Below are 14,133 nucleotides of genomic sequence, written 5' to 3' on the forward strand. Positions count from 1 at the left end.
TTAATCCTGCACCCTATGTCTAATACTGAACAGTATTAGACATAATGGTGGTAATGCAACAAATCTACATATAAAAACTGTAACTGACTTGAGGCTTTTCACCTAAATCCACGTATTTCATTATATCCCCAACCTTTTTTGCACACTCAAGAGTAATAGGCAATCTGCCATCTAGTTGTGTGTTATTCCAATTCATCTTAGTTAAACCCAATACTTCCTCAGACAACTCCTCTAAAGACGAATCGTTTTCATAAACATCTATTTTTAGCGGATTTGGTACGTAAGCTCCAGGATAAGTTTGATAAAAATCGATTGTGCCGCGTGTATACAAAACGCCTTCACTTTCATTTATTGAGAGCAATGTGCCTCTCTTGGGTGGATAACTAGTCTGACTAAACAATCTAATATCCGTATTAGTGATAGAAACAAAGTCCTTAGAACGAACGCCTTTCTCTTCTAAAACACGACAAAACCCCCTGATTTCAGTTTCTCGAAATTTTGACGTTTTATGAATAACAATTCTGGCAGGCATTTGCATAAGGGCTTTATCGTATTCAGATAACGCTGAGCTTAATAAATCATAAGCTTGTTCTTCTGACATAAACGGACGCTTATCATTTTTATCGATGACAACAGGTGTCCCGCGTAAGATTACCCCGTGACCAAACTCATCAAATACTTGAGCTAAACTTGTTGATATAGTTTCACCATCTCTACTCTTATAAAATCCAATTCCAACATAACAACTCTTCGGTTTAAAGCGCTCTTCTTTTAGCCTCCATGGAACTGTTTTATTACCTTTATAGTACAAAGCCGTTGCAAAATTCCACGCGCGAGTCGCATCGTCCTGATTCCCTCTATTCGCTTTCCCTGTCAATAGCGTACTTTCGAGCACAAGTTGCAAAGGTATGCCAAGGTGTATGCATTTCGCCTTTAGTAAACGTCTAAAGTCATGTTCCATATACTGTTCGACTGATCCGGTGTCTTTTTTCGAACCAGCATCTTTTTGCGTTAATGATAGGAATAGTTCTTCTGGTATAACGCAAATAATGACGTCAATTGCTCTATTCTCTGCAAGAAACTGGACTTGTTCGTAGTACAAGTTTACTGCTGCCACGACTCTTTCTTCTCTAGTTTTAATACGACTAACTTTAACAATTGAAGATTTTTGAAGCGCGCGCGTGAATCCTGGTGAAGATAATAGTCGCGTGAAAAAACCATAGTCAGCCGAAACACCACCAAAACCTTTAAACAGGTTTGATAGCTCACTTTCCTTGCCGACAATACCGCTGCGACATAAGTCCAACCAAACGTCGAGTTTATCTACGCCCTCCCCCCTTCCTACTATTCCGAGTCTTAGCTCTGAGCGTCTAAGTTCATCTTTAGTATCATAAACACCCATTCGTTCGATTCCATTACGTGGACAAATATGTGTTCCTTTACCGAACTCTAAAAGCGGCTCTTCAATTACGGTAACCTTCACTGTTTATTCCTCCTCATCGATATCAATCAATTCTTCGGTGATGTTTTCTGGGACAAGCTGAATAAGCGAACCGAACTTAATTTCCTGATGTGTCATTTGAGAGAGAAAAAAAGCAATAAACCGGGTCAGATTTCTCACTGCTTGATTGTTTTCAAGCCTTTTTTGCTTCGTTACCAACTTGTCGTGAAAACGGATGCGACGATAAGAGTTATAGGTATAAAGCCAACTCGGTACGATCAGGGTATGGTACTGACCCATCGTATGAATAAACCTTAATTGGAAGCTTAGGTGTTTATAGTGTGCAAGACTACCGGGTTCTTTCTTACTATCTACACGTTCAAAAACTGTTCTATGAGCTGTTTTCATACCTTTCCATGTTTCTTTCCTGTGTGTTTGCTTTTCGTCCTCTTTATTAAAATAGAATTGCTTTTCATACATATCAAAGTTGACATTATGGTGTATGAGCTGCTCCCGTATTTGCCCTTGAAGAAGCGACTTAAAGACATTTTCATATTCTACATATTCTGAGTTATATAGCTCATCGCTATCGACTTCTTCGATAGTTCCAACATCAATTAGAGACTTCAGCGCGGATTGGACTTCGAAATCTTCGAACGTGAATATCTTACCATCATGAAAAGCCCACCCCGTAAACTTAGAGCCTTCAAGTTCTAAAGCAAGACGAATGCACATGTGCATATCTGACTTCCTGCCCTTATATTCAAGTTCACTTTTTGCTCGCGAAAGCACATCCTTTTTGACTATTGTAGTTTCAGCAATAAAAACCTTAGATGGGAAAGTAATTGGCGCAATATTTGACGTGAACACGACTGGAACATCGGTTTTTGGTTCGCGAAGCGCTAAATAAACATCAATTTCTCCAAGAATAAGTTTGAATTCGTGCAGGATCCGACGTTGGGCAGTAACTCTTAATTCTGTTACTTTTGATAAAATGTCGCCGCAATCAATAATATGTGTTTTTGCAATGAAATTAAATTTCTCTCCCGTTATTTTATCAATAGCCTGTTGTGAGTAGCTTTTCTGTTTGCCCACAAGCATCAGAATAAAGAGCTCATCAAAGTTGGATTGATAGTTTTTATCAACGAAAATGGATAGCGTTTTTTTAACTTTTTCGAGATCTGTAGTTGCGGTTACCTGAAATGCTACTCGATCATACTCATCCCCTAGATCTATACCAGGGTAATTTTTCTGCTTCGCATTTAGATTGTGTAACTTTTGCAAGTGAAACAACTCTTTGAGAATGGGTATAAATGCATCTTCCATCGCTAAGTTAATATCAAGCCTACCCTGCTTACTTGCGAGCTCAACCTGACTAACTATTCTTGATACGGCTTCGCGTAATTCGTTTTCGACAGTTAATGCATCCATGTTGATCCTTGATATAAGCCTGATTTTATATACAGTATACATTGGCGCTTGTTTGTATAAATCAAGCTTAATTTACCTTTTTGTTTAGAAACAATACAAACAGTAAAAATACATAAACCTATCAATGTTATTGCAGCGAATGTACTACACTGCTTGTAACTGCTCAGACAGATTAGTACTGTAACTATTATTGGCTGGTCACATGTTCAGCAATCACCCTCGCATTTTCGGGTATTGATTCAAATGTAACGTTGAAAATAGCTTTGTTCGTTGGTCTTATTCTACGATGTCTATCGGTGCTTATTCTCCTTCTGTATTCTGCATACTTTTGCTGAATTACCTTTCCATCATCTGAAATGACTGATATCCGTATGCGAACATTTCGCATTGTACTGTGGGTGATTGACTGTAGCTCACCCCATACGTTCCAGCTATCTCCACTTTGGTTAACATTCACACTAAGAATAGTAACTGGGTCATTAGGTAAGTTTACTATTTCTGTTTCTCTAAGTGAGCTGCTGCAAGCCACGACAGACATCGTCAGGACTATTAGGAGTGCCCATCTTTTCAATGTATATGATTTTTTCATAATTTACTGTCCTTTGAAGAGATTAAGTCATTGATTGCAAAAGAGCCTCGCGTCTTGACGCCCCGAGGTTTCCTGACTATTTCATTTTTTTAGCATGAGCCATTCATTCGATACAGCACTGGCATCACAAAAGGGGTTAGTAAGGTTGATCTACCGATGGCCACTGTCGCCAGAGGCGTTTGAACTTCAGTACCCGTACCCACATTTAACTCCATGTGAATAAAACCCAAGTTCGCAACGAGCGCTGTCATCAACACAGGGCGAAATCTAGTGATTGCACCTTCTACAATCGATTCGATCAAATCATCTGTTTCCTCCAACTGCTGTTTAATAAACGAAATCATCACCAGCCCGTATAACGCCGCAATAGCAGATAGCGCTGTGAAACCTACTCCAGCGGATATAGACAATGTAAAAAAGAGATGTAATATTTTTTGGTAGCCTTTGATAGTTTTTCATATCTACTCCTATAAGGTTTGATGCTAGCCTATCGATGCTTATCGCATGCAACAGGCCAGCTCAAATTAAGATTATGCTCTTGTCATATCTTTTAACTTCCCTTTTGAAAACCAGGCAAAAAGCACAGGCAGTACAAAGAGCGTCAAAAATGTCGCGGTTACTAAGCCGCCTACAATAACACTTGCTAACGGTTTTTGGATTTCAGCACCCACGCCGTTAGACATTAACATTGGAATTAGCCCTAGCGCAGATGTAATCGCCGTCATCAACACTGGCCGAAGTCTTGATGTAGCACCATCGAATACAGCGTCAGATACTGATAATCCGTCTGCAATGCGCTGATTGATGCTTTCTACCATCACCACCCCATTTAGGACCGCCACTCCAAATAAGGTAATAAAACCTACGGAGCTCGGTACAGAAAGATATTGCCCTGATAACCAAAGTGAAAATACTCCGCCTATCACAGCTAGAGGCACATTCACGAGGATCAGCATTGCCTGACCAAACGAAGCAAAAGCAAAGTACAGTAGTAATGCAATTAAGCCCAACGAAAGCGGCACAACTAGTGATAATCGTTTCTGCGCCCGTTGTTGATTCTCAAATTGCCCGCCAATATCCACTGAATAGCCAGTAGGCAGTGCTAGCTGCTCATCAATAGATTGACGAATATCTGCCACCACGCTACCCATGTCTCGACCTTGAACATTTGCCTGGATAACAACTCGCCTCTGTACGTCATCACGTCTGACTTGCGGTGGACCAGAAGCAATCGTCACTTCTGCAACATCTCCTAAACGAACCCATGCACCTGACGGAGTTTGTAAGCGCAAGTCGGCTATCGTTTGACTGTTATTTCGAAATTGTTCAGCAAGCCTGACATAAATATCATAGCGCTCATTACCATTGATGATTTGGCCAGCGCTGGCTCCACCTAAACCTTCGCTTACGAGCTCCATTACATCACCCACGGCCAACCCATAGCGCGACAGAGCGCGGCGATTCGGTGTCACAATCAGTTGAGATTCACCGGCAATTTGCTCCATAGCAACATCTCTTGCACCTTCAACTTCTTTTACTAAAGCTTCAATGGCTTGGCCTTTTTCAGCCAAGATGTCAAGATCAGGTCCAAATAATTTAATGGCAAGTTGAGCTCTTACACCCGATAACAACTCGTCCACTCTTGTCGCGATAGGTTGAGAAAAATTGAAGAGCAAACCCGGATGTTGCTCCATTTTTTCTTCCATTAACGCTTGCAGTTCATAGCGGTTACTTGCACTTGTCCATTCAGGCACTGGCTTTAACCCGATATAAATTTCGATATTGTTTACAGGCTCAGGATCGCCTCCTATTTCGGCGCGACCGATACGCGACAATGTATAGGTGACTTCTGGAAACCCCATTAATATATTCTCAAGCTTAGGGGAGACCTCTAGGGCAGTATCTAAACTAGATGAAGGCGCTAAAGTAACACGCAAGTTAATGGTGCCCTCTTCCAGTTCTGGTACAAACTCTGTGCCAAGCCGAGGAAGCACTACACCAGCAGCGACTACCATAATTGCAGCAATTCCAATCACTACTTTTTTATGCAAAATTGCCCACGATAGCCCTTTGCGATACCCCGCGTCTAAAGGTTTCAACACAACGCTTTCTCGTGGTTTCACGCCTTTTTTAAATAGATACGTCGCCAATGCCGGTACAATAATCAGTGCAACTAATACCGCCGAAAGCATGGCCAACATAATACTAATAGCCATTGGTTGAAATAATTTTGCTTCAACGCCTTCAAAGCTAAACAAAGGCATGAATACCACAAGGATTATGGCTGTTGCGAAGAAGATAGGCCGGGCTACCTCCTTGCCCGCTTCTTGTAATCGCAAAGCGATACCGTGCGTATCATGGGACGAGTCTAATGGATCATCATCTTCAACATGTTCACCCAATTGTCTCTTGTGATCATGCTCAGCATCAGTGTGAGTCAAGTGTTTAAACATGTTTTCAACCATTACCACTGAGCCATCTACTAGCATGCCGATTGCCACTGCAATGCCCCCAAGCGACATAAGGTTGGCAGAAAGTCCAAACCACGACATGACCATTAAGGCAATACCAATAGAAATAGGGATCGAAATCAGGACTAAAAACGTGGCTCGTAGATTCATCAAAAATAAAGCTAGAATAACAATAATAAATACGAACGCTAACATTAGCGCATTTACAACCGTATCCACGGCTTGAGTAATTAAGTCAGCTTGATCGTAGAATACTTCAAAACTCACGCCATCAGGCAATGCTTGGTTAATTCGCTGAATACGAGCATTGACGCCATCAATTGTGGCTTTCGTGTTAGCTCCCATGCGCTTAAGTACAATGCCTGAGACGACTTCACCTAAGTTTTGAATGTTACCGTCGGCGTCTTTTCTGGTCATGGTGGCAGCACCCTGACGAATTTCGCTACCTAACTCAACGTTCGCCACATCGGATACAGTAATCGTTGTTCCGTCTACGGTTTTTAAAGGTACCTGACGTAATTGCTCTAACCCTTCCTCGCCATGATCTAACCAGCCAGTGCCTCTTATCACAAGTTGCTCCTGCCCTCGGTTCATATACCACCCCCCCACATTGGTATTATTCCGCTCAAGTGCTTCCATCACTATATCTTGAGTCAAGCCATATCCAAGTAATTGAGATGGATTGAGGTTAACTTGGTATTGGCGTACTTCCCCACCAAAAGAGAGCACATCCGTTACGCCATCGGCAGGAAGCAGCAGCAATTTCACCACCCAATCATTTAAACTACGCAACGCCATAGCGTCTAGGCCTGAATCGGGCTCAGCCAACAATAGATACTGATACACTTGCCCCAATCCTGATGTGTTGGGTCCCATTTCTGGCGTACCGACGCCCTCGGGAATTAACTCTTTAGCCGCTTGCAGACGCTCGAATACCAATTGACGTGCAAAATAGATATCTGTGTCCTCGCTAAACACAACGGTCACACCTGAAAGACCTGTTTTGGAAATAGAGCGCACTTCCATCACATCCGGTAAGGCATACATCACCGCTTCTATTGGATAAGTAATTAACTGCTCTACTTCTTCGGCAGCTAACCCCGGTGCTTCTGTATTGACAGATACTTGCACGTTGGTGACATCTGGAAATGCATCCAAATTCAGTTTTGGAATAACAAAAACCGCGCTGACTATTAACGTTGTCAGAGCAATCACCACTAACAAACGATTAGTAACAGCCCAATCAATTAATTTATTAAACATAAAGACTCCTCCTAATTAGTGGTTGTGTGGGTCAAAACCGCCTTTAGCGATTTGTGAAGCGACAAAAAAAGCACCTTCGCTTACTACGCGAGAACCCGGCTCTACACCGGTTATTTCCCGCAAGCCACCAAGCGCTCTTCCAAGTTCAACTTCGACGGGTAAAAACTCGCCGGGATGATCTTCTACAAATACCATCCAGTCTCCATCGGGCCCTCGCATTAGCGCACTTTCTGAAACAGCCATTACCGGCATTTTTGTCAGAAAACGGAAATACACCTCGGCAAATTGACCAGGATGCAAACGATGTTCAGGGTTGCTCACTAATAGCCGAACCGTTCTCGTTCGAGTAATTGGGTCAATGGTATGTGCCTCTTGTGTAACCGTTGCATCAACTGTGAAGTCTCCCACTTTGATTTGTGCCGGAGAACCTGCACCTAACCGCAGGTTAATATTCGATGGTAGATGCGCTTCTACCCAAAGTTCACTTTCATCTGCCAACGAGATCAACGGCTCTCCCGCATCAATACGCTGACCTTGTTCAAACGAGTCACTGAGTACCGCGCCATCAATTTCAGCACGTAAGCGATATTCTCCTAATGTTATTGATTGCTGTGAGGTGAGCGTTTTCAAATCTGCATCGGATAAACCATATGAGATTAATACTGCACTAGCCGCTTCAAAATTAGCTTTTGCATCAATGTAGCGCTGCTCTCCAACAGTTTTTCGACCAAGTCCTTTTACTCTTTCCCATTCTGGATATGTTGTTCGGTAATTGGCTTGTGCTTGCGCAACGGTTTCGCTAAAAAGCGTGACAAGCACTTGGCCTTTATTTACCCTGTCTCCCAATGCCACATGACGACGCGTGACAACGGATGCCACTCTGGGTGATACTCTATAGCTGCTATAGCCGTTTGATAATATTTCACCCGGTGCATACAAAGTATAATTGACAATTTTGGGGCTTAGTGTGCTTACTTTAATGTTGGCTAATGCCATTTGATTGGAGTCTAGCGATGCAGAAGCAGATTCATCATGCTCTTCATCGTCTTTATTCTCGCTTTCACCTTTATCATGAGCATGTTCGCTTTCGTGATCATCATGTTCATCGGCCCCCTCGCCTCCGTGCTCATCATGCTTTTGACCATCTTGTAGTTCATGTTCTTCATGACCATCATCAGTATGTTCGTCATGCTTATCTTGTATGCTTTTATCGATGCTTGTTACCGTTTCATTGTGAGCATGCTGTTGATCAGACTCTTGTGCGAAACTTGGTGCAGCGCCGACATATGAGGCGATGAAAACTGCTAATACTGTTTTATTCATTTTGTTAATCCTGATGATCAATAGAGAAATCGTGTTGAACTGGGGGCAAGTCGATAAGACGACCTGATTGCAGCATGAGATTTTTTAATGCTATGCGCGTTTGCTTTTCGAGCTCTATGCCAGACAGTAAACTTTCTGCGCGTTGATTCAGTGCAATAAGGTAGTTAGTCGTTGATAAATCGCCACTGCGCCACTGCTTCTCTAACAAATCACCACTACTCTCGATGCGACCCTTTACCAATGATTGCCATTGCGTAAACTGTAGGTTGTAGCTTTGCCACGCGCCAAACGCTCCTTTTAAATCGAAACGAAGTTTCCGATACTGCGCTCTAAAACGTGCTTCAGTTTCTAACGCCATGCGTTCTGCGGCGCGAGTTTCTGCACTGTAATCGTTGCGAATGTTTAACGGTATGGAAAAGGTCAGCCCAACGGTGTTTTCTCGCGCTTCCTGCCCTGCATTAATACCAAAAGTAGGATTTGCTTTTGCACTACGTCTAGTGACTTCTGCTTCTTCTTTTTGCGTGAGCCATTGCGCATAAGCGCTTGCTACTTTTGGGTGTTTTAGTAATTCTTCATCAGACGGATATGTAGCATTAGAAGGCCAAAAGTCGTCGGGTATAATCCCTCGCTCTGGCTCCCAATCAGGAAGTAACTCCCGCACCATTGCTTCGGCCATTTGAAGTTGAGCCTCTGCTCCCGCCACTTGAGCAAATTGTTTCGATAACGACAAAAAGGTAAGCTCTGCATCGATACTCCCTAGATCACCAGCCGCTTGACGTATTTCGACCAATTCAAGTAACGAATTAAGTTGCTGTTGTTGTGATTTTGCAATTACAGCGGCACTTCTTGCTGCACGCCAATTGATTAATGCATCAATAGCATCAGCTGATTTGTTTAAAACGACTTCTTGGTATTGAGCTTGTGCAGCAGTGCGCATAAAACCCGCTTTTTGTCGCCTTGCGCCTTGCCTGTCCCAAAGGTCGATTGTCTGTTCAACACCCACGCTGTAGTCATTGTTATCGCCATTACGCGTATAGTCAGTTGACAATTCAGGGTTATAAAGGGCTCGTTCAGAAGCATCAGCGAGCGCACCTGTGCTTAACAATTGTTCTTTGGCCGCGACAATATCGGGATGTTTGTTTATCTGTGAAGAGAACCAACTTTCCCAGTTCTGATTTTGCGCATGAGCAAAAATCGGTACAAACAATAAGCAAGTGCACAGCAGTTTGGTGCCATTAAATGTAAGTAAGCTAAGCCGTCTCAATGATGTGGCTTTTGTTGTTTGAATACGCTTAAAAGGCGCAGATAGCAGTGGCGACCTGACATGCAGGTCACGCCCAATAAAATGAGTAAGATTCATAATAATCCTAAAATTAAATAATAACGGACGTCGCGTTTAAGGTTATCGCGACTAGCTTTAAACAGAATTTAGGATTTTTGCTTAGGTGGGCGCAGTAAGCGGTTGATAGGTGCGTCTATAAGAGCATCTAGATAGTTAAAGTTGTGGTTTGACACCACGTGATGGTGTTTATTGATACTGTCATGACCGACCCACTGAACATGTGTACCATGGCAATGACCACAGTGATGACAGTCGGCTGGATTATGCTGCCCCTGTACTTGGTCGGTACTTGCATCTTGCGTACTTGTTGATGACAAACTCTTATCATGCTCAGCATGATTGTGTTCATGTTGCAAATGTTGAGTGTCTATTGCATCAAAATCTAACGAATTGGCCACAGCAGAAAACGACTGAAAGAGTATCAGCGAGATCATGATGTAACATATACGTTTTAAATTTTTCATAACAAGTAGCATACCAAACCTATTTCATTTCGTCACGACATTGTTCATCGGCAAATTCTAGCTCAACTGTAGTATGTTCAAAATGATACTTGGCTAATGAGCTTTGTATGCTCTCTTTTAATGACTGAATGTGTTCAACACTAACTTCTCCTTTTAAGACAAGGTGGACAGTCATAACATTGCGCTCTCCGTCTAACGACCAAATATGAAAATGATGGAGGTCGCTTACCTTATCGTTTGCAAGCAAGTCGTTTCGGATTGTTGACATTTGCTCTTCATCTGGCGTTGCCTGTAAAAATAGCATCAGGGTTTCTTTTAGGTTACGAAACACATTGAAGAGGATGAACAAAGTGAAGCCAATGGATAAGATGGGATCTAAAATCGCCCAAGGCTTGAACATTAAGACGATGGATACGATAAATACTGCCACCCAACCGAGAACATCTTCTAACAAGTGCCAATTAAGCACTCGTTCGTTTAATGACGTTCCTTCGCTTAGTTTATAAGCGGCAAAACCGTTTACTGCCATACCAAAAATAGATAAGGCTAACATTCCCTCTACTTGGGGCATTTCAGGCTCTGCTAAACGAGGGATTGCTTCAAACAAGATCCAAATAGAGCCTATGGTCAATACAACTCCGTTGATTAACGCCCCCAATAGTGAAAACCGCTTATAGCCATAGGAAAAAGTGCGATTGGCATCTTTATCGCTAAGTTTATTTAAGCCCCAAGAAGTACCAATCGACAAACTGTCGCCCAAATCATGCACCGCGTCAGCCATGATAGCGGTGCTGTTGGTTAGCCAACCACCAATAAATTCGATGATGGTGAACACCACATTTAGAAGGAACGCCCAGCCAATGCGCTTTGATGCATCGTCTGAATTGCCATCTGAGTGCGTATGGCTATGTGAATGATTATGACTGTGCATGTTTAATTTCCAATAATGCATTTACCTTATTATGTTTGTATGGATTCACTTAGCATATAAAACCCCGTTCTTTATCTTGTCTTATATCTATTGAATAGTGACTTTTTTGCATTACTCTCGATGTGTAGATACAGCTTCAAGCGCAATCTCCCTCTCACTTTTAAGACCGAATAATTTTTTGAGTATAATGGTTGCTGGACAAAAGCCCGTAAAGCTTTGTTGGAACAAATTTACGCCGACAAAAACAGTGAACCATACGAAATATGGGTGTAGCCAAATAGTTAGAATAACAGACAACAAAACCATAAAACCTGCAAATGCAGTGAGTGCTCTCTCTGAAGACATGACAACTCCTTAATAAAAATACCGAAAACGAACAAAAAAATTTGAGGCATCCTCGAACTGTCCCCAAAAAGTAAAAGGTTGTTTACCATAAAAAATGTTTAAACCACCTGATAATCGCCATAAATCAACAGGGCTATATTCTGCACTAACTTTTAAATAACCATCCTTATCTGTGGTTGAATAAAAGTTAAAGGCATTTAATACCAATGCTTGCTGCATACCTTTATAACGCAATCTTTGCGTAAACCATACTCGATGTTGTTTAGGCTCAAATTTAGGCGTCAGTGAATTTTGAATCAACGCTTGATGATCGAGGATGCTTTCGGTGTATAGTTGGAGGCTTCCTTCGAGGTTTCCAACAATTTCCTGTTCATATCCGAGTAACCATCGAGCTTGACGTGGTCAACCAAAATGTAAGCGGTCAAAATAGACCGCTCTTTTATTCTTAAGCTAAGCCCCTAAAATCTAATCATTGATTAATATAGGAGAAAATATCAATGACTAGACGAAGCCAAGGAATTATGCCAGCATGGTATCACTGGCATTTTCAATGATGTGGCTACCCATGTACTGCTGAGTGAAATATGTACAGCAAAGATCAACAGACCCTAACAGCTTTAACCAATTTGGCACTAATTAGTCGAGCATCATGACCAGCTTTAATGGCTTGTTGATACCAGTAGTTTGAAGTAGAGCAAGCTTCAAACGCTACAGTGACAGGTTTAGATTTAGCTAACCAAAGTGAAAATTCATCGGTACTCATCTCTACATTAGACGTAACTTTTTTACCGTGTAGTGTGCAAACCTGAATTATATTTTTTGCTAAATCGACGCCGACTTTAGTACGATACATTTTAAGGACTCTCTTTAATATTTTTTGTGTGGTAACAAAAATATTACCCCAAACTCTCAGGTGCGGGGGAGTCCAATTATCTCGCTGGGACAGTAACACATGGACTCTGTCGCTTCGCTTGGATTTTAGCCCACGTGTTACTACCCCTTATGTGGGTGTTATTTGCCAGCTTTAAACCTGGTATTTATGGATTTATTTTTTGTCACGGAGATTTGTATGGAAGAAGTAGCTGGTGGTTTAGGCAGGGCATTATATTTAACGCTAAGATGGTTTGTACTCGTTGCTCTTTTTGAAATAGTACTTTATTGGTATGGATACGGGACAATTAAACTCTTCACGTTTGGAAAGTATCCACAAAAAAGTAGTATTAACAAAACACTTTGCGCAGTACTCGGCTTTATATCTCTTTGTGGCACTCTCTTTTTAGTATCCTTCCTTTTTAAAAATGTCACATAACAAAAAAATTTAAGTTCGCCCGCTGCGCGTGCTGGAACGCATAAACGCGGGCTGCTTCGCCATTTTCTGCAGCAAGCAATTGCCCGTTATTGGAAGGTTGGCCACTAAGAAGGATTTTTTATGGAAACAGGTTCTCTAATTCTTTTTATATCCTGCTTAAGCGGCTTTATATATTTAATCATTGGTTATCTGCTTAGCTTCAAGCAAAAAGCAGATGTACTTAACGGCATCGACTTTTCTAAAATTGCCGAACTACCTGCTTTCTGCAAATACGTAGGCAATTGCTTTTTATTATCTGGTGTAGTAAAAATTTTAGTTGGGGTGTTCGCTTATTTAGCTTTTTTAAACCTATTGCTGTTCCTAGCTATTTTTGTTCTCTTCTCGACATTGCCCATTATTAATGTGGTCAGAACTATCCGTAAGTTTCAAAAAAGCACTTCGTAAGCAATGCGTGGCTAACAGGCCAATCAACGCGCTTACTGCGTTCGTAAGGACGCATACACACGGGGTAACTTCGCCATTACTCCGCAGTATTTGTGTACATTAACTTAGTATCATGCACTTTAAAGGATGTTTTAAATGGAAATTACTCAGCAATACAAACCAACCCTAAACAGTCTTCTTTCGGTAATCGGGGGGTTAGTTTTTATTTACCTATCAATTGTCGTCACCGGGTTAGGTGCAGCAATTGCTATACCGGAATCAATTCTTAACCCAATGGCCACATTTTCTCTAACCGTTGCGTTATCAGTCGTAGACTTAATAACTATCGGAATACCACTTGCCATCTGCTTTGTCATGTATGCTTGGCTTTTGAAATCGTTTCTTAAAACGACTAATTACTACCTCGTTGCAGCTCCCTATGTAATGTTTTTGTTGTTTAGTTTTTTAGAGCCTGGATTCTCCAGTAACTATTCTGTTTATTATGTAGCACAAGTTATCGCCAAAAATTTGCCACTTTTGGTGTGTGTTTATTTGTTAGGTAAAGCCAGCAACAATAAAAGCGCTGCATAACAAGGGTTTTAGGATATCTGCAGGCGCACAATAAAACATAAGAGAAGGCCAATTCTGTGGTGTGTTTGTTTATTCTGCACACGTTCAATTATCATTAAATAATGGACCACAGTTAAAAGATGAGCGCAAAATGCTGAGAGGAACCGGCACTAGGACTCAGCGAGCGCTATTGATTAGTATTTGATATCAGGCCTGCAAATTATAAAGAAG

The 14,133-nt window shown here is 41.7% G+C and carries 13 protein-coding genes and 2 pseudogenes; 3 read left to right on the forward strand and 12 right to left on the reverse strand.

What is annotated here, in order from left to right:
• Positions 1 to 64 precede the first annotated feature (64 nt).
• The 12 genes and pseudogenes from BM528_RS11990 to BM528_RS12045 all read right to left on the reverse strand — a co-directional run.
• Positions 65 to 1,483 carry an argonaute/piwi family protein gene (locus tag BM528_RS11990; RefSeq protein ID WP_071980016.1) on the reverse strand — a complete coding sequence of 473 codons (1,419 nt, stop codon included), beginning with the start codon at positions 1,481 to 1,483 and terminating at the stop codon, positions 65 to 67.
• Between the two features lie 3 nt (positions 1,484 to 1,486).
• The gene (locus tag BM528_RS11995) at positions 1,487 to 2,872 is read right to left on the reverse strand and encodes an SMEK domain-containing protein (RefSeq protein ID WP_071980017.1); all 1,386 of its coding nucleotides are present in this window, start codon (positions 2,870 to 2,872) and stop codon (positions 1,487 to 1,489) included.
• A gap of 187 nt (positions 2,873 to 3,059) precedes the next feature.
• On the reverse strand, positions 3,060 to 3,401 hold the full coding sequence (locus BM528_RS12000; RefSeq protein WP_156844058.1) for a hypothetical protein: 342 nt from the start codon (positions 3,399 to 3,401) through the stop codon (positions 3,060 to 3,062).
• Between the two features lie 149 nt (positions 3,402 to 3,550).
• Positions 3,551 to 3,871, reverse strand: a pseudogene (locus BM528_RS12005) (efflux RND transporter permease subunit); the annotation flags it as partial.
• A 120-nt stretch (positions 3,872 to 3,991) separates the two neighbouring features.
• Entirely contained in the window at positions 3,992 to 7,195 is a 3,204-nt protein-coding gene (locus tag BM528_RS12010; protein ID WP_071980020.1) for an efflux RND transporter permease subunit, read from the reverse strand.
• 15 nt (positions 7,196 to 7,210) lie between these two features.
• The gene (locus tag BM528_RS12015) at positions 7,211 to 8,518 is read right to left on the reverse strand and encodes an efflux RND transporter periplasmic adaptor subunit (protein ID WP_071980021.1); all 1,308 of its coding nucleotides are present in this window, start codon (positions 8,516 to 8,518) and stop codon (positions 7,211 to 7,213) included.
• Between the two features lie 4 nt (positions 8,519 to 8,522).
• A complete protein-coding gene (locus BM528_RS12020) occupies positions 8,523 to 9,878 on the reverse strand; it encodes a TolC family protein (protein ID WP_156844059.1) in 1,356 nt (451 codons plus the stop codon).
• Positions 9,879 to 9,946: 68 nt separating this feature from the next.
• Complete coding sequence (locus tag BM528_RS12025; RefSeq protein WP_071981290.1) at positions 9,947 to 10,324, reverse strand: hypothetical protein; 378 nt, start codon at positions 10,322 to 10,324, stop codon at positions 9,947 to 9,949.
• A gap of 19 nt (positions 10,325 to 10,343) precedes the next feature.
• Positions 10,344 to 11,255, reverse strand: a complete 912-nt coding sequence (locus BM528_RS12030) for a cation diffusion facilitator family transporter (RefSeq protein WP_020746027.1) — start codon at positions 11,253 to 11,255, stop codon at positions 10,344 to 10,346.
• 111 nt (positions 11,256 to 11,366) lie between these two features.
• Positions 11,367 to 11,600, reverse strand: a complete 234-nt coding sequence (locus tag BM528_RS12035; RefSeq protein ID WP_020746026.1) for a YgaP family membrane protein — start codon at positions 11,598 to 11,600, stop codon at positions 11,367 to 11,369.
• A 9-nt stretch (positions 11,601 to 11,609) separates the two neighbouring features.
• Positions 11,610 to 11,819, reverse strand: coding sequence for a hypothetical protein (locus BM528_RS12040; protein ID WP_156844060.1), 210 nt, complete (start codon positions 11,817 to 11,819; stop codon positions 11,610 to 11,612).
• 388 nt (positions 11,820 to 12,207) lie between these two features.
• Positions 12,208 to 12,453: pseudogene (locus BM528_RS12045) on the reverse strand (IS110 family transposase); the annotation flags it as partial.
• A gap of 216 nt (positions 12,454 to 12,669) precedes the next feature.
• Here BM528_RS12045 and BM528_RS12050 point away from each other — a divergent pair.
• The 3 genes from BM528_RS12050 (at position 12,670) to BM528_RS12060 (ending at position 13,923) form a co-directional block, all read left to right on the forward strand.
• Positions 12,670 to 12,909 (forward strand): hypothetical protein, encoded by a 240-nt coding sequence (locus BM528_RS12050; RefSeq protein WP_071980023.1) that lies wholly within the window; start codon positions 12,670 to 12,672, stop codon positions 12,907 to 12,909.
• Positions 12,910 to 13,029: 120 nt separating this feature from the next.
• A complete protein-coding gene (locus BM528_RS12055) occupies positions 13,030 to 13,353 on the forward strand; it encodes a hypothetical protein (protein ID WP_071980024.1) in 324 nt (107 codons plus the stop codon).
• Positions 13,354 to 13,488: 135 nt separating this feature from the next.
• Positions 13,489 to 13,923, forward strand: coding sequence for a hypothetical protein (locus tag BM528_RS12060; RefSeq protein WP_071980025.1), 435 nt, complete (start codon positions 13,489 to 13,491; stop codon positions 13,921 to 13,923).
• Positions 13,924 to 14,133: the final 210 nt, after the last annotated feature.

Origin of the sequence: Alteromonas sp. RW2A1 (assembly GCF_001886475.1) — a bacterium.
Lineage (GTDB): Bacteria > Pseudomonadota > Gammaproteobacteria > Enterobacterales > Alteromonadaceae > Alteromonas > Alteromonas hispanica.

Bases quoted from the DNA above. Each gene is read 5' to 3' on its own strand.
- BM528_RS11995 (WP_071980017.1), bottom strand. From the start codon at position 2,872: ATGGATGCATTAACTGTCGAAAACGAATTACGCGAAGCCGTATCAAGA.
- BM528_RS12010 (WP_071980020.1), bottom strand. From the start codon at position 7,195: ATGTTTAATAAATTAATTGATTGGGCTGTTACTAATCGTTTGTTAGTG.
- BM528_RS12015 (WP_071980021.1), bottom strand. From the start codon at position 8,518: ATGAATAAAACAGTATTAGCAGTTTTCATCGCCTCATATGTCGGCGCT.
- BM528_RS12020 (WP_156844059.1), bottom strand. From the start codon at position 9,878: ATGAATCTTACTCATTTTATTGGGCGTGACCTGCATGTCAGGTCGCCA.
- BM528_RS12025 (WP_071981290.1), bottom strand. From the start codon at position 10,324: ATGAAAAATTTAAAACGTATATGTTACATCATGATCTCGCTGATACTC.
- BM528_RS12030 (WP_020746027.1), bottom strand. From the start codon at position 11,255: ATGCACAGTCATAATCATTCACATAGCCATACGCACTCAGATGGCAAT.
- BM528_RS12035 (WP_020746026.1), bottom strand. From the start codon at position 11,600: ATGTCTTCAGAGAGAGCACTCACTGCATTTGCAGGTTTTATGGTTTTG.
- BM528_RS12040 (WP_156844060.1), bottom strand. From the start codon at position 11,819: ATGCAGCAAGCATTGGTATTAAATGCCTTTAACTTTTATTCAACCACA.
- BM528_RS12050 (WP_071980023.1), top strand. From the start codon at position 12,670: ATGGAAGAAGTAGCTGGTGGTTTAGGCAGGGCATTATATTTAACGCTA.
- BM528_RS12055 (WP_071980024.1), top strand. From the start codon at position 13,030: ATGGAAACAGGTTCTCTAATTCTTTTTATATCCTGCTTAAGCGGCTTT.
- BM528_RS12060 (WP_071980025.1), top strand. From the start codon at position 13,489: ATGGAAATTACTCAGCAATACAAACCAACCCTAAACAGTCTTCTTTCG.